This is a genomic window from Aureimonas mangrovi (assembly GCF_014058705.1).
Lineage (GTDB): Bacteria > Pseudomonadota > Alphaproteobacteria > Rhizobiales > Rhizobiaceae > Aureimonas > Aureimonas mangrovi.
Genome location: NZ_CP059692.1, coordinates 466,808 through 481,606, shown reverse-complemented (window position 1 = coordinate 481,606; position 14,799 = coordinate 466,808). Strand labels below are relative to the sequence as shown.

Below are 14,799 nucleotides of genomic sequence, written 5' to 3'. Positions count from 1 at the left end.
GGTCCGCCCGTCTGCCGGAAACCGACTTCGAGGCCAGGGTCGTTTCCGCGACCCTGGCCTCCTCATTGAACCGGAACCTGAATCGATGGAATCCTTCATCGCCGATCTCGGCGAGTTCATACGGACGCACCAGGCCTGGGCGCTGCCGATCGTCACCCTGATCTGCCTCGGGGAGTCGCTTGTTCTTGTCGGGCTGCTGATCCCGGCCACCGCCATCATGCTTCTGATCGGCGGGCTCGCCGGTGCCGGGATCGTCGATCCGCTGCCGATCCTCGCCGGCGCGATCCTCGGTGCGATCCTGGGAGACATCGTCTCCTACGCGATCGGCCGATGGCTCGGGCCGGGCATCGTCTATCGCAAGCCGCTTCGCCGCTACCGTCACCCGATTGCCAAAACCCGCCTGTTCTTCCGGCGATACGGTTTCGCGGCTGTCTTCATCGGACGCTTCCTCGGCCCGATCCGTTCCACGGTTCCGCTCGTCGCCGGCATGATGGCGATGAGCCAGTGGCGCTTCCAGATCGCCAACGTTCTGTCGGCCGTCCTTTGGGCGCCGGTGATGCTCGCGCCGGGCTATCTTGGCGCTCGCGGCGCGGGCGAAGTTGATGCGGTGGCGGGCGGCGGCGGGCTCGGCATCATCGCGCTCGTCCTTGCGGTGACGGTTGTCGCCACGATCATCGGCGGCAAGCGCTTTTTCGCCACGCGGCGCCCCGAACGGGTGCGGGCCGCCGCTCGATCGTAAGCCGCACCACGTCTCTGCCGTCGAACCCTATACCTCGTCGCCCGTGATGAGCTCCCAGTTTGAGGTTCTCGAATTGCATTTCCGACATTCCGCCGGAGACGGCAAATCTCTTCCGCAGCACATGCCTGCGTATGGCCGCATGAACGGGCGTCGCACCAGCGCGCTCGCAAGACACTTCCATAAAGGATGACGGATCCCCGTGAACATCGGAACAATTCTGACTGCTGAAACGAACGCGCTGGCGGTGACACCGTGATCGAGCCGCTTCTCTTCCTGCTGCTCGGTATTCTCCTGATCCTCGCGATCATTGCCGCGAACGGGTATTTCGTCGCCCAGGAGTTCGCATACATGTCTGTCGATCGCACGCGCCTGGCGGCCCGCGTCGCCGAGGGCGACGTGGCGGCAAAAAGAGCCTTGGCGGTGACGAGGCGCACCAGTTTCATGCTGTCGGGCGCACAGCTCGGCATCACTGTCACCGGTCTTCTCGTCGGCTTCGTCGCAGAACCGCTCGTGGGAGAATCGCTTGGCGTTCTGCTCGGCGCGGCAGGCGTTCCGACTGAGGTCGGGGTAGCAACAGGGACCGTATTGGCGCTGGCCGCAGCGACGATCATCCAGATGATCTTCGGCGAACTCTACCCGAAGAACCTTGCGATCTCGAACCCTGAACCGCTCGCGCGCGGTCTTGCCGGCTCGACCCTCGTCTACCTCACCGTTTTCGGCTGGCTGATCGGCCTGTTCGACAAGTCAGCCAATCTGTTGCTGAAGGCTCTTCGCATCGAACCGGTGCATGACCTCGATGTCAGCGCATCCGCAGGCGACCTGCCCCGCATCATCGAAGATTCGCGCGAAAGCGGACATCTTCCGCACGAGCTCTCTCTCATGCTGGATCGCATCCTCGACTTCCCCCAACGCGATGTCGAACATGCGATGATCCCGCGCTCGCAGGTCGACTGGGTGAGCCCGAGCGCGACGCTCGATGAACTGCGCGAACTGATGTCCCGCGCGCACACCCGATACCCGGTCATCGACGAAGACGATACGCCGATCGGCGTTGTTCACCTTGCCGACGTTCTCGCCCACAGTGCTTCGGGTCGTGCGAACGAAACCGTCGCCGCGGTGATGCGACCTGCAACGGTGCTGCCGACCCTGATGCTACTGCCCGACGCGCTCGCCCAACTGTCGAGCTCCAACAACCAGCTCGCCTGCGTGATCGACGAGTATGGCGGCTTTGCCGGGGTGCTGACCCTTGAGGATCTGGCCATGGAAGTGGTCGGCGAGATCACCGACGAGCATGATGCCGAGATCGGCGACGCAGTCGTTCCGGAAGGTGAGAATATCTGGCTCATGCAAGGCGACGTGCACCTCGACGAAGTCGAGCGCGCCATCGGATACGATCTGCCTCGCGGCGATGTCGAGACCGTCGCGGGAATGCTCATTGCCGAACTCGGCGCCCTGCCGACAGAGGGCGCCACCGTCACCGTCGACCTGCCGGTCGATCCGGCCGAGCTCGTCGCCGATCGACCCGTGCGCCGTCGTCTGGAAGTGGACGTCCTGCGTGTCGAGAGGCACGTGCCGACCGAGGTGCGGGTCAAACTCACGGAACTGGCAATGACGGTGGAAGACCGATGAGCGACCCGCTGACCGTCACGCTCGCGACGATCGCTCTGATCGCATTGAGCGCGTTCTTCGTCATCATCGAATTTGCGCTTCTGGGAGCGCGGCGACATCGGCTGGAGGAACTTGCCGTCGCAAGCAGCTCGGCGCGGGCAGCCCTGCGCGGGATGAACGATCTGACGCTGATGCTGGCTGGCGCCCAACTCGGTATCACAGTCTGCACGTTCGCTCTCGGCGCCGTTACGAAACCCGCCGTCGACGCGTGGCTTGGTCCGTTGTTCGTCGCAATGGGTATGCCGGACTGGGCCGCCGGCGGAGCGGCTTTTGCCCTGTCGCTCTTCATCGTCACCTTCCTGCACCTCGTCGTCGGCGAGATGGCGCCGAAATCATGGGCGATCGCCCACCCCGAACGTTCCGCTCTGGCGATCGGGCTCATCTCCCAGGCTTACATGTGGCCGCTTCGACCGCTCTTGAGATGGGTCAACCATCTCGCCAACCGCCTCGTACGCGCGAGCGGGGTCGAGCCGGTCGAGAGCGCAGCCGTCGGCGGACAGGATATCGCGACCATCCGGCAGCTCGTCGAACATTCCGCCAAGGTCGGCACTCTCGAGCCGGAGATGCAGCAGCAGATCTCCGGGCTTATCGATCTGGGGACCCTGCCGGTCGAAACCCTTGTGGCTCGCGGCGTGATGCCGACGCATGTTACGCGCGATGCAACCGTTGCCGAAGTTCGCGCAGCCGCGCTGCAATCGGGGCATATGCGCATCCTGATGCTTGGCGGGGACAGTGCGGCACCCTTGGTGGTGCATGTCCGCGATACGCTCATGCTCCCCGATGCGCAGCTCGCAGTGGGTAGCGCCCGGCCCGCGTTCACGCTTCCGGCAAAGACACCCGTCTACGAAGCGCTGGCTCGAATGCGCGAAGCGAGCGTGCAACTTGCCGTCGTGATGGAGAATAGCGAGGTGATAGGGATCGTGACGCTTGCCGATATCCTTAAGCGCGTTCTCCCAGCCGGGTCGGCGGCATCGAAGCTTCCCGCCACGATGCCGTCAGCAGGTCGGCTATCCGAGACGGGCTGATGTTGTTCAGAAGATCCGCGGCTGTGGAATACGCCGCCCCTTCCGATGTCGGTCACCTCGCGGAGACGTCGACGGTCGCGCCGTCGCCCAAGCGCGCGAGTTGCATGATGATGACACGGCGACACTGTGCACGCTTGTCGCCGGGTAGGACGCGCGGTCTCGAACTGAACTGATGGAGCTCCTCCCGCCTCCCGGCGCACTCGCCTGGTTCAGTCCCGACGTTCTCCTAGCGACCTGGTTCGGCGCCGGGCTCGTTGAACCGTTGCGCGCCGGCCTCGCCGTTGCGAGCGTTCTCACCGTGATCTTGGTCGCAAGACCAGGTCGAACCGCATCGGCTTCTTGGGCAATGCTCCTTTCCATCGCGGCCGCGCTCGCGATTGCCTCGCTGGAGGTACGATCAGGAATCGGCGACGATCGTCGGATCGTCGTGGACGAGGTTCTGGGTGTGCTCGTGCTTGTCGCGCTGATTGCCACTTGGAGACGCATCGCCATCACCGCTGTCGCTGCGTTGTTCCTCTTCGTTGACCGCTGGAAGCCGTGGCCGCTGAATGTGATCGAGACGATCCCGTCGCCCTTCGGTGTCCTGGCGGACGACATGGCCGCCGGCGCGATCGTCGGATCGGCCGCCCTCCTTATATGGCTGGCTTGGCCCAAAGCGACACTTGCTTATCGCGGAGCGACGTGCGGGCGGACAATGAAAAATGGCAGTGCCCTGATGGCGGATACGTCGCGCTCTACAAAGAACGGACCGAAACCGTGATGTCCAGCGCGCTGCAATGGTGGCGTTGGCGCGCCTATCTGCGCTCCGCATGGAGCGGCGAAGTTCCGCTCGCACGGCTGTTCTTCATCGACATGCTGATATGGGGCACGATCGTCAATCTGACGACGAGTGCCACGGCGCTCGTCCTGTTCGCGAGCGACGCCCCAGCCTGGCTTGCGGTCGGCGTCTGGGTACTGCCATGGCCCATGAACGCCTTCATGTGCTTTTGCGTCTGGCGGACCGCGGCGCGTCGGCGTTCGGGCCTCTCGGAGTTTGCCGGGCCGCTCGCGACCCTGTGGGCCATCGGCATCTCGCTGGTTTAGATAGATCGCGCCCCCCTTGGCGAGAACGGAGCTGTATTTTGTCGGCAGGTATCCTTGGTGAGAACGACATCGTAGGTGTGTCCGATGCCGCCACTTCGGACATTCTCGAACCCGGACGCAACTGCATGGCGATCGATCGGGCGGACCGCCTGTCCGTGATCATCGACGCCGACGATTATTTCCGCTTCGCGCGGCGTTCAATGGTCTCCGCCAAGCGGCGCATCACCATGATCGGCTGGGATTTCGACGGTCGCATCGAACTCGGCCGTGATCGGGATGACGACGGTCCGGCAAAGCTCGGCGACTTTGTTCTGTGGCTCGTGGAGCGCAATCCCGATCTCGAAATCTTCCTCCTCCGCTGGGACATAGGGGCTCTTGCAACGTTGCAGCGAGGCTCGACGATCGTCACGGTCGTGAAGTGGATGCGGCATCCGCGCATCCATACCAAGCTGGACAGCGCTCACCCGTTCGGCTCATCTCACCACCAGAAGATCGTGATGATCGACGACTGTCTCGCCTTCTGCGGCGGCATCGACATGACCGGCGATCGCTGGGACACGCGCGAGCACGCGTTCGAGGACGAGCGTCGACGGCGTCCGTTCACCCGCCGGCGTTACAAGCCCTGGCACGACGTCACGACCGCGATCACGGGACCGGTGACGGGCGTCATCGCCGAGGTCTGCCGGGAGCGTTGGGCGACGGCTGGTGGCTCCCCGGCGCTTGTGCCGATCGAGAGCGCCTCTGCGTGCTGGCCATCCGGCCTTGAACCTGATTTCGAAAACGTTGATGTCGCGATCTCGCGGTCTGCTCCAGAACTGGATGAGCGGCCATCCGTCCGCGAGGTCGAGGAGTTGTTCGTCGATCAGATCCTGTCGGCAAAGCGTTTCATATATGCGGAAAGCCAGTACTTCGCGTCCAGCAAGATCGCGGCGGCGATCGCGCGGCGACTGCAGGAATCCGGCGGTCCGGAAATTGTGATCGTCAATCCGGTAACCGCGCAGGGCTGGCTCGAACCGCTGGCGATGGATACGGCCCGCGCCCGCCTTTTCGAGGCTCTGCGGCGACTGGATCACGAAGGGCGCTTGCGCATCTACCATCCGTTCAATGACGGCGGCGAAGCCATTTACGTTCACGCCAAGGTTCTCATCGTCGACGACCGGTTCCTGCGCATCGGTTCGGCCAACATGAACAACCGCTCGATGCGGCTCGACACCGAATGCGACATCACGATTGACGCGGCCGGAAGCCCGCCAGGCACCGGAGGGCGCATAGCGGCTATCCGCAACGATCTGCTCGGCGAACATCTGGGGGCCAGCGCAGAGACCGTGAAGCAAGGGATTCACGACACCGGCTCGCTGGTCGCGACGATCGAGAACCTGCGCGGCCGTGATCGGTCGCTTCGACCCTATGAACCGCCGGAACTAAAGGACATCGAGGAATGGCTCGCTGAGAACCAGATTCTCGATCCTGAAGGTCCCGAACAGATGTTCGAGCCGCTGGCAAAGAGAGGGCTTCTCAGAAGACTGCCGGACAAGTTTTCGCAAGGTTCAAAGCGTCGCACTCGCTGAGCGTATGACGGCTTCCTACCACACGGCAGACGACTCAGGCATCCGCGACGCGTCGGGATCAAGGCCGTGGGATAGCTCGTTTTCGACTATTGGTCCGTTTGAGGCATACCGAAAGTACTGCCTGCGTGTGTTGGGGGCAATTAGCCGCGCCTCGCCGTTACAGAATTGGATAAGCTGTTCTTACGGAACTGCCTCCGTGGCTACAGTTGAAGCGAGTTCTTAAACGGCGGCCCACCACGCGTTGTCGCAGGCTAAGTCAACGATCCCCCATCTGAAGAAGTCATCGCTGCACCGATGTCTTCAGCGCCCCGGCATCTCCCGGCTGCCTGATGTCGAAGGTGACAAGCCCAGGCGCTCGAAGTTCAAGCGTTACCCGATCGGTACTTCCACTTTGACATCGCCGAGGTGGGACCGCTGAGGGCAAGCTCTGTCTCCTCGTGGCCATCGACCGCACGACCAAGTTCGCCTTCGTCGAACTGCACGAGAGGGCGACCCGCCGCATCGCCAAAGACTTCCTTCGGGCTCTCGCTACCGCCGTTCCCTACAAGATCCACGCGGTGCTGACCGACAATGGAACGCACTTCACCGAACCTTCCGGCACGACGTGGACACCGGCTGAGATCAGGCGGATGCGAGCCGATACGGTTCTCTTCCGCTGCCATGCCTTCGAGGGACTGCGCAGACCTCGATATCGAACATCGCTTGACCAAGCCCTGTCACCTTTGGACGAACGGTCAGGTCGAGCGAGTGTAGGCTTCTAGAATGGTTCCTGATCTTGACAGAAATGGCCCAGCAAGATCCCGATAATTACTTTGGATTGAAAGCTCATTGGAAAAGCGAAACAGGCTAACTTAGCGTCATCAAACGCTCACAGAATCCAAGCTTAGAACGACCCAGTGTGTCAGATGTATTTCTACGATAAAATCTACGTTTCGATATCTTTATTGCGCATCCAAGCACCAACCACCTTTTTGGCTAGTATATTCGCATCAACATCGAGACGTTTAGACAACAGGTAGAACCAGGCGTGCGCGACGATTGATTCGGCGATAGCATCAAGGTCGGCATTCTCCGCGAGTTCGCCGCGTTCGCGGGATCGGCGCAACGTCGGTAACCACTCGCGAACGCGCTCCTCGCGAAAAACGGTCAGAGCCTGCGCCACGCCGTCATCATGCTGGGCTTCGGCAATGATAAGCGAGAAGAGACGGCCGCGCTCCCGCCAGGCTTCGAAGACCCGGGCATAGGTCCGCGCAACATCCTCGACGAGCGACCCGGTGTCGATCGTCGCGCTGTCACCTTTCGCTCGCACGTAAAGCGCGAGAAGCAACGCACCGCGGTTCGGCCACCATCGGTAAAGTGTCGTTTTGCTGGCCCGCGCTTCGCGCGCGATCGCGTCCGTCGTCAGACCGCGCAGACCCTTGCGCTCGAGAAGCGAGGCTGCGGCGTCGAGGATCGCGTTCGCCGCCTCCGGATTGGGCCGCGCGCCAATGGAGCGGCGTCGTTTCGGAGTGTTCATCAGCAGATTTCGTCGCTTTAGAATTGACGTATAGATACGATTGGTACATATGTAGCGATACCAATCGTACTTATAGGCGGATGCCGTGTTTTCGGCAACGCCGAGCATGCCGGGCCCGTGTCAGTTGGGGATGAGATCGATGACGGACGAACCAGACCACCGACATCCGCGAGCCGAAGGGGCGCTCGTCCTTTCCCGTCGCTCTGCACTGCTTGCAGGGGCGGCGGCCTCCACCGCGCCGTTCATTGGCCGCGTTCATGCGCAGGAGCACGCAAACCTCCTGCCCAAGCTTCCTGTCGCTGCCGAGCACGCACTCACCGTGCGTACAACGGTCAACGGCGAAGCGATCGAAATCGACGTGGATGCGCGCACTTCGCTGCTCGACCTGCTGCGCGAGCAACTCGGGCTCATGGGCACGAAGAAAGGTTGTGATCATGGGCAATGTGGGGCCTGCACCGTCCACATTGACGGACAGCGGATCGTCTCCTGCCTGACCTTCGCCGCCAAGGTGGAAGGTCGCGAGGTGGTGACCATCGAAGGTCTTTCGGACCGCGATGAGTTGCATCCCATGCAGCAGGCCTTCATCGATCACGACGCGCTCCAGTGCGGCTACTGCACGCCAGGGCAGATCATGGCGGCAGTCGCCTGCGTTCGAGAAGGCAATGCGGATTCAGTCGAGCGCATCCGCGAGTACATGAGCGGCAACATCTGCCGATGCGGCGCCTATGTCGGCATCGTCGCCGCCATCCAGCAAGCGGCCGTCGAGATGAGGCGAAGCTGATGCGACCGATCCGCTACGAGCGCCCGGTCAGCATAGCGGACGCCATCGCTGCCTATGCAAGTTTCAGCGACGGCGCACGCTACGTCGCCGGGGGCACCACCCTCTACGATCTGATGAAGCTCAACATCGAGCGGCCTACGGCGCTCGTCGACGTCACTTTCATCGAAGGGCTGGACGCAGTCGAGACCGCAGGCGAGACGCTGCGCTTCGGCGCGAACGCCCGTATGGCGCAGGTTGCCGCGGACCCTGTCATACGCGACGAGTATCCGGTCCTCGCCGAAGCACTGTCGAAGGCGGCTTCACAGCAGCTGCGCAACATGGCGACCGTTGGGGCGAACCTCCTCCAGCGCACGCGTTGCCTCTATTTCCGAAATGGCTACGGCGGAGCGAGCGGCGGCGCGGCGGATTATCCGTGCAACAAGCGCGTGCCCGGCAGTGGCTGCGCGGCAATCGGCGGGCTCGATCGTGGCCAAGCGGTGCTCGGTACCAGCAACGCGTGCACCGCGGTCTCGCCGGGAGACTGGCCGGTCGCTTTGGTCGCCATGGACGCACGAATTCAACTCGTAGGTCCCGCGGGTGAGCGCGAGCTCCCGGTCGCGGACCTCTATCGGCTGCCGGGCGAGACGCCGCATCTGGAGTTCACGCTCGAGCCCGGCGAATTGGTGGTCGGCATCGTGGTGGAGAAGAGCGCAGCCGGCGCACGATCCACCTATCACAAGATCCGCGACCGCGAATCATACGCGTTTGCGATCGCATCCGCGGCGGTCGCGCTGGAGATGACGGGCGCGCGGGTCGAGCGCGCGCGGGTCGCGCTCGGCGGCGTCGCGACGCGCCCGTGGCGATCGGAGGCCGCGGAAGGCGTACTCGCCGGGCGCGAGCTTTCGGACACGGTCGCGCTCGAGGCCGGAAGAGCCGCCTTCGCCGAGGCCGTGCCGGGACGGGCGAACATCTTCAAGGTGGAGCTCGGCGCCCGGACCGTGGCGGACGCGCTTCTGATCGCCGCCGGTCGGGGGACCTGAGGATGCCCAGTGCTGTCTTCGCGGAACGGCCGCGGTTCGATGCCCGCGAGAAGGTGCTCGGTAGGCCGATCTACGCCGCCGACATGCCCCTGCCGAGCCTGCTGCACGCGATTACGGTGCCCGCCAGCATCGTGCGTGGCGTCGTGGTCGAGATGTCGATTGCGGCAGCGATGCGCGTTCCGGGCGTGGTGCGCGTGTTCACGCCGGACGACTTCCCGGCCACCCCGGTGCAGTCCGGCGGTGACTACGCACCGCCTCCGCCAACGCTGACCTGGCAGATCGCCTATCGTGGCCAGCCCGTCGCGCTGGTGGTGGCCAAAACGCTGGAGGCGGCCATCGAGGGTGCCGAGACCATCCGACCCGTGTTCGAGGAGGAGGCGTTCACGGTCGGCGGTGACGATGCCACGCGCGATGCGATCGAGGACGTCATTGCTGGCGACACTGCAGCCGGGCTCGCAAACGCGGTGACGGTGATCGATCAAGCCTACATTTCGCCGACGCAGCATCACAACACGATGGAGCTCCTCGCGACCACGGCAGTCTGGGCGGAGGGCCGTTTGACGATCTACGAGGGCACGCAGCGCTCCTCCGGCGTCCAGCAGGACCTCGCGCGCCTTCTCAGCCTGGACCCGGCGTTGGTCGAGGTGAAAAGCCCCCATATCGGCGGAGGGTTCGGGCAACGCGGGCCGACACAGCGCCAGACTGCGATCGTGGCGCGTGCTGCGATGATCCTTGGCCAACCGGTGAAGCTCGTGATGCCGCGCTCGCAGATCTTTCACGTTGCCACCTATCGCCCGATGAGCCAGCACCGGATCCGCCTCGGCGCCGATGTCAACGGACGCATGGTGGCCGTGCGGCACGATGCCGAGCAGCAGCAGTCCCGCCTCGGGATGGATCCGCCGCCGGACCGTTACCACGACGCGCCGCCGCGCATGTATGGTATCCCGCACTATCTCGGCACGTCGACTTATCTGCGCTCCGATCGGCAAAACCCCGGATTCATGCGCTGCCCGCATCCGCAGCCGGCGCTGTTTGGCTTTGAAAGCGCGATCGATGAACTGGCGATCGCACTCGACCGCGATCCGGTGGAGTTCCGTCTGGCCAACGCGACCGAGACTGATGCGTTGACCGGAAACGCGCTTTCCTCGCGTTTCCTAGACGAGTGCCTGCGAGAAGGAGCACAGCGGTTCGGCTGGCAGGCGCGCGATCCGCGCCCCGGCTCCATGACCGCAGGAGACGGGACGCTTATCGGTTGGGGTGTCGCCGCCGGCGCCTATCCCGCGATGATGGTGCCTTCGATCACGACGTTCCGGGTGCGAGCCGATGGCAGCGCCCGGATCGCCCTTTCCGGCCACGAGATGGGTCAGGGCATCCGCTCGGCGATTGCCCAGGCCGTGCTCCAGCATATCGATGTCGACCCGGCTCGCCTGGAGATCGTGATCGGCGACACCGCCAGCGCGCCGCAACACATCACTGTCGGTTCATGGGGCACCGCCGGTGCGGTGCCCGCCGCCGAGGCTGCGGCCCGGCAGATGCGCGCTCGGATCGACGAGCTTCTCGACGGGCGTGCGGTCCCGGGCAATGCGCATCGCCAGCTCGCCACCACGCGCCGACCCTATCTCCAGGTCGAAGTATCGCAGACGGCGCCAGGGCAGGATCAGGCCGAAGCGCTGGCCGCGCTGCAAGGTGGCGGCTACGCCGTCGGCGGGCCTGAATATCCCGGCTTCACGTCCATGAGCTACATTGCCCATTTTGTGGAGGTGCGCGTCGAACCGCGCACGCGGCGGATTCGGGTACCCCGCGTCGTGACAATCGCCGACTGCGGCCGTGTGGTCAGCCCGCGCACGGCACGTTCGCAGATCTACGGCGGCGTCGTCTGGGCGATCAGCGCGAGCCTTCGCGAGGAGACCGAGACCGACCCACGCTTCGGCGGCTACCTCAACTGCGACCTCGCCGACTATGTCGTCGCGGTGAACGCCGATATCGGCACTATCGAGGTCGACATGATCGACGAGCCGGACCCGATCGCCAACGCAACGGGGCTGAAGGGTCTTGGCGAAGTGGCGATGGCCGGCGGTTCGGCGGCGATCGCCAATGCAGTCCATCACGCGACGGGCGTTCGCCTCCGGCGCCTGCCAATCCGTATCGAACACCTTCTCTAGCTGCTCGGAAGAGGCATCGATGCCAACCACGCCCTTCGGTGACCGAGCCCGGGTCGACGCGGCCGAGAAGGTCCGCGGCCGCCCGATCTACGCCGCCGACATACCGCTGCCCGGTCTTATCCACGCCATGACGGTGCCCGCGCGCATCGCCCTCGGCGTGGTCACGACGATCGACACGGCGGACGCCTTGGCAATCCCTGGCGTCGTCCGTGTCCTGACGCCGGACGACTTCCCAGCCGCCGACGCTGCGAGTGATTGGCCACCGCCGCCGACACTGACATGGGAAATCGCTTACTGCGGTCAGCCCGTCGCGCTCGTGGTGGCCGAAACGCTGGAGGCGGCGGTGGAGGGCGCTGAGGCGATCCGACCACAATATCGCGAATCACCCTTCGCCGCGCTGATGGACAGCGCGGGTGCCGAGCGCGAAGCGGTAGACGACACCGTTGCTGGCGACGCCTTGCCGCTCCTCGCCAACGCCGCGACTTTGATCGACCAGCGCTACCGTTCGCCCACCCAACACCACAACCCGATCGAGCTTCTGTCGACGACGGCCGTGTGGGAGGCGGGGCGGTTGACGATTTACGAGGGCTCTCAGTTCACCACCGGTACCCGCAACGCGGTCGCCGGCGCGCTGGGGATCGATCCGGCCTTCGTGGACGTGAAAAGCCCGCATGTCGGCGGTGGCTTCGGTCAGAAAGGCATCCCGCTGCGCCAGTCGGCGATCGTCGCGCATGCATCGATCCTGCTGGGCCGCCCCGTAAAGCTGGTGACGCCGCGCTCCCAGATCTTCCATACGGCGACCTACCGACCGCGCTCGAACCACCATGTCCAGCTTGCAGCGAACGGTGACGGGCGCCTGGTCGCCGTGCGCTATGAGGCCGAGCACGAACAGTCTCGCTCCGGCTTCTTTCCGCCAAACGAGTACCACGAAGCACCGAGCCGCCTTTACGATATTCCGAACTACCACGGCTCCGCCGCCAACCTGAGGATCGACCGGCAGGACCCCGGCTACATGCGTGCACCGCATCCGCAGGCCTCCTGCTTCGCGTTCGAGAGTGCCGTGGACGAGATGGCCTACGCTCTTGGGGGCGATCCGGTCGAGTTGCGCCTGTCGCACGACACCGTCACCGATCCGCTTTCCGGCAATCCCTTGTCCTCCCGGTTCCTCAACGAATGCATCCGCGAGGGTGCCCGCCGCTTCGGCTGGTCGACGCGATCGCCGGAGCCGGGTTCAATGACCGGCCAGGACGGCATGCGGGTAGGCTGGGGTATGGCATGCGGTGCCTACCCTTCGAGCATGACGGCATCGGTCGTGACCTTCCGCGTGAACGCAGACGGCACCGCGCGTATCGCGCTCTCCGGTCACGAAATGGGGCAAGGATTGCGGACCTCGGTGGTCCAGGCTGTCCTCAAGCATATAGTGATCGACGCCGGGCGGCTGGAGGTGGCGATCGGCGACACCGGCGCCGCGCCTCAGCACATGACCGCTGGATCCTGGGGCTCGGCAGGTGCGATCCCCGCAGCCGAGCAGGCGGCGCGCCGCATGGCCGAGCGCCTTGCCGAACTTCTCGACGGGCGCCGGATCGTCGGCAACGCGCACCAGCAACTCGCGGCGGTTCGCAGGCCGTTCCTGGAGGTCGAGATCACACATCTTGCACCCGGACAGGACCCGAGCGCCGTGGACGAGCTGCGTCAAGGCGGCTTTGCGGTTGCAGGACCGGCCTATCCGGCGTTCACGACGATGAGCTACATCGCTCATTTCGTGGAGGTGCGCATCGAGCCGAGCACGCGTCGCATCCGCGTGCCACGCGTGGTCTCCATCGCCGATTGCGGCCGTGTGATCAGCCCGCGCACCGCTCGATCGCAAATCTACGGCGGCGTGGTCTGGGCGCTGAGTGCGGCCTTGCGTGAGGAGACCGAGATCGATCCGCGCTTCGGCGGCTACCTCAACTGCGACCTCGCCGACTACGTCGTTGCCGTCAATGCCGACATCGGCGCGATTGAGGTCGGCATGATCGACGAGCCGGACCCGCTGGCCAACGAGACCGGCCTTAAAGGGCTCGGCGAGGTCGTGATGGTCGGCGCTTCCGCGGCGATCGCCAATGCGGTGTTCCACGCGACCGGGACACGGGTTCGCCATCTGCCGATCCGCGTCGAGGATCTGTTGTGAGACCAGCACCCAAATCGGAAGGGTCACATTCATGCTCTCCATGATCAACCGACTCTGCGTCGTTGCAGCCCTTGCGCTCGGCGTTGCCGGAGCCGCCCGCGCACACCACGGCGTGACCGGGCAATACGATGCCGCGACGCCGATCGTCCTCTCCGGAACGTTGACAGCGGCAGCGTTCTCTCCTCCCCATCCCATGCTCTCGATCCAGGTGGATACGAACGAGCCGCCCGCCTTCGTCGTCGGCCGACCCGACGAATATTTTGGCCCGGCTGTCGTGCGACCTGAGGATGTGGGTCCGGTGCGTGAGGTCGAGCTTTCTCCCGTGCGCATGTTTTACGATCTTGCCGACCAACTCAGCGTCGGTGACCGCGTCGTCGTGGTTGCCTTGCGGAACTGTCTCGCGCCGCACCAGTTGCGCAGCACCTGGCTGCGTCTGTCGGACGGCACCGTCGTTTCCTACACGGGAGACTGGGCACCCGGGGTGGACGGATGCCGCTGACGTCCTTCTTCGAATGGATAGAGGGGCTGCAGGCCGTTCGTCTCATCGTGACGGTGCCGGGGATCTATCCCATGATCTCGGCCTTGCACATCCTCGGCATCGGCGTCCTCTTCGGCTCTATCCTGCCCGTCGACCTCCGGCTGCTGGGCGTTCTGGGCGCGGATTTCGATGCCGTCGTCCCGGCACTAATCCGTCTGGCGCTCTGCGGCTTCGCTCTCACTGCGACGACGGGCATCGTGCTTGCGTCGGTACGGATCGGAAGCTACGCGCAGAACCCGGCGTTTCTAGCCAAACTCGTGATCTTGCTGGCAGCTGGAACCAATGCGATTGCGTTGAGGGTCGCTTCGCACACGAGCGACGTCGTTGGCATGGTCGGCGGTTTGGGAGGGCGCACCGCTGCTCTTGTATCTCTCTCCCTCTGGTCCGGCGCCGTTGTCGCAGGACGCTGGATCGCCTTCATATGAAATCTGCGCGCCGCGGGGCTGTCCTGTCGCCGAGCAAGACCCTCAGGAACCTGCGCGCCTATAAGCGCTGCTGCGAGCCGAGCTGCGAACGTGATCTTCTTTTCT

General features: G+C 64.4%; 13 protein-coding genes and 1 pseudogene. 13 read left to right on the top strand and 1 reads right to left on the bottom strand.

What is annotated here, in order from left to right; all coding sequences use genetic code 11:
• Positions 1-85: 85 nt before the first annotated feature.
• The 7 genes and pseudogenes from H1343_RS02205 to H1343_RS02175 all read left to right on the top strand — a co-directional run.
• The gene (locus tag H1343_RS02205; protein ID WP_185984349.1) at positions 86-739 is read left to right on the top strand and encodes a DedA family protein; all 654 of its coding nucleotides are present in this window, start codon (positions 86-88) and stop codon (positions 737-739) included.
• Positions 740-991: 252 nt separating this feature from the next.
• On the top strand, positions 992-2,368 hold the full coding sequence (locus tag H1343_RS02200; RefSeq protein WP_185984348.1) for a hemolysin family protein: 1,377 nt from the start codon (positions 992-994) through the stop codon (positions 2,366-2,368).
• Complete coding sequence (locus H1343_RS02195) at positions 2,365-3,432, top strand: CNNM domain-containing protein (protein WP_185984347.1); 1,068 nt, start codon at positions 2,365-2,367, stop codon at positions 3,430-3,432. The genes H1343_RS02200 and H1343_RS02195 overlap by 4 nt, the downstream gene beginning before the upstream one ends.
• Positions 3,433-3,604: 172 nt before the next feature.
• Positions 3,605-4,192, top strand: coding sequence for a phosphatidylglycerophosphatase A (locus H1343_RS02190; protein ID WP_185984346.1), 588 nt, complete (start codon positions 3,605-3,607; stop codon positions 4,190-4,192).
• Positions 4,192-4,515: a hypothetical protein gene (locus tag H1343_RS02185; protein WP_185984345.1), complete on the top strand. Its 324-nt coding sequence runs from the start codon at positions 4,192-4,194 to the stop codon at positions 4,513-4,515. The genes H1343_RS02190 and H1343_RS02185 overlap by 1 nt, the downstream gene beginning before the upstream one ends.
• 38 nt (positions 4,516-4,553) lie before the next feature.
• A complete protein-coding gene (locus tag H1343_RS02180; protein ID WP_246333219.1) occupies positions 4,554-6,083 on the top strand; it encodes a phospholipase D-like domain-containing protein in 1,530 nt (509 codons plus the stop codon).
• 253 nt (positions 6,084-6,336) lie between these two features.
• Positions 6,337-6,833, top strand: a pseudogene (locus H1343_RS02175) (DDE-type integrase/transposase/recombinase); the annotation flags it as partial.
• A gap of 175 nt (positions 6,834-7,008) precedes the next feature.
• Here the strand turns inward: H1343_RS02175 and H1343_RS02170 are convergent.
• Positions 7,009-7,599 (bottom strand): TetR/AcrR family transcriptional regulator, encoded by a 591-nt coding sequence (locus H1343_RS02170; RefSeq protein ID WP_185984344.1) that lies wholly within the window; start codon positions 7,597-7,599, stop codon positions 7,009-7,011.
• A gap of 139 nt (positions 7,600-7,738) precedes the next feature.
• On the opposite strand from H1343_RS02170, the gene H1343_RS02165 reads away from it, so the two are divergent.
• Genes H1343_RS02165 through H1343_RS02140 form a run of 6 tightly spaced genes read left to right on the top strand, consistent with a single transcriptional unit; the run spans position 7,739 to position 14,694 of the window.
• On the top strand, positions 7,739-8,380 hold the full coding sequence (locus tag H1343_RS02165; protein ID WP_185985426.1) for a (2Fe-2S)-binding protein: 642 nt from the start codon (positions 7,739-7,741) through the stop codon (positions 8,378-8,380).
• Positions 8,380-9,399 carry an FAD binding domain-containing protein gene (locus H1343_RS02160; RefSeq protein ID WP_185984343.1) on the top strand — a complete coding sequence of 340 codons (1,020 nt, stop codon included), beginning with the start codon at positions 8,380-8,382 and terminating at the stop codon, positions 9,397-9,399. Before H1343_RS02165 ends, H1343_RS02160 begins: the two co-directional genes overlap by 1 nt.
• A 2-nt stretch (positions 9,400-9,401) precedes the next feature.
• Complete coding sequence (locus H1343_RS02155; RefSeq protein ID WP_185984342.1) at positions 9,402-11,561, top strand: xanthine dehydrogenase family protein molybdopterin-binding subunit; 2,160 nt, start codon at positions 9,402-9,404, stop codon at positions 11,559-11,561.
• A gap of 19 nt (positions 11,562-11,580) precedes the next feature.
• The gene (locus H1343_RS02150; protein ID WP_185984341.1) at positions 11,581-13,731 is read left to right on the top strand and encodes a xanthine dehydrogenase family protein molybdopterin-binding subunit; all 2,151 of its coding nucleotides are present in this window, start codon (positions 11,581-11,583) and stop codon (positions 13,729-13,731) included.
• A 31-nt stretch (positions 13,732-13,762) separates the two neighbouring features.
• Positions 13,763-14,230, top strand: a complete 468-nt coding sequence (locus tag H1343_RS02145; protein WP_246333217.1) for a hypothetical protein — start codon at positions 13,763-13,765, stop codon at positions 14,228-14,230.
• Positions 14,221-14,694, top strand: coding sequence for a DUF6644 family protein (locus H1343_RS02140; protein ID WP_185984340.1), 474 nt, complete (start codon positions 14,221-14,223; stop codon positions 14,692-14,694). Before H1343_RS02145 ends, H1343_RS02140 begins: the two co-directional genes overlap by 10 nt.
• Positions 14,695-14,799 lie beyond the last annotated feature (105 nt).

What these genes read in the sequence shown, in the direction of transcription:
- H1343_RS02165 (WP_185985426.1), top strand. Translation starts at nt 7,739, where the DNA reads ATGACGGACGAACCAGACCACCGACATCCGCGAGCCGAAGGGGCGCTC.
- H1343_RS02205 (WP_185984349.1), top strand. Translation starts at nt 86, where the DNA reads ATGGAATCCTTCATCGCCGATCTCGGCGAGTTCATACGGACGCACCAG.
- H1343_RS02190 (WP_185984346.1), top strand. Translation starts at nt 3,605, where the DNA reads ATGGAGCTCCTCCCGCCTCCCGGCGCACTCGCCTGGTTCAGTCCCGAC.
- H1343_RS02195 (WP_185984347.1), top strand. Translation starts at nt 2,365, where the DNA reads ATGAGCGACCCGCTGACCGTCACGCTCGCGACGATCGCTCTGATCGCA.
- H1343_RS02170 (WP_185984344.1), bottom strand. Translation starts at nt 7,599, where the DNA reads ATGAACACTCCGAAACGACGCCGCTCCATTGGCGCGCGGCCCAATCCG.
- H1343_RS02145 (WP_246333217.1), top strand. Translation starts at nt 13,763, where the DNA reads ATGCTCTCCATGATCAACCGACTCTGCGTCGTTGCAGCCCTTGCGCTC.
- H1343_RS02155 (WP_185984342.1), top strand. Translation starts at nt 9,402, where the DNA reads ATGCCCAGTGCTGTCTTCGCGGAACGGCCGCGGTTCGATGCCCGCGAG.
- H1343_RS02150 (WP_185984341.1), top strand. Translation starts at nt 11,581, where the DNA reads ATGCCAACCACGCCCTTCGGTGACCGAGCCCGGGTCGACGCGGCCGAG.
- H1343_RS02160 (WP_185984343.1), top strand. Translation starts at nt 8,380, where the DNA reads ATGCGACCGATCCGCTACGAGCGCCCGGTCAGCATAGCGGACGCCATC.
- H1343_RS02185 (WP_185984345.1), top strand. Translation starts at nt 4,192, where the DNA reads ATGTCCAGCGCGCTGCAATGGTGGCGTTGGCGCGCCTATCTGCGCTCC.
- H1343_RS02140 (WP_185984340.1), top strand. Translation starts at nt 14,221, where the DNA reads ATGCCGCTGACGTCCTTCTTCGAATGGATAGAGGGGCTGCAGGCCGTT.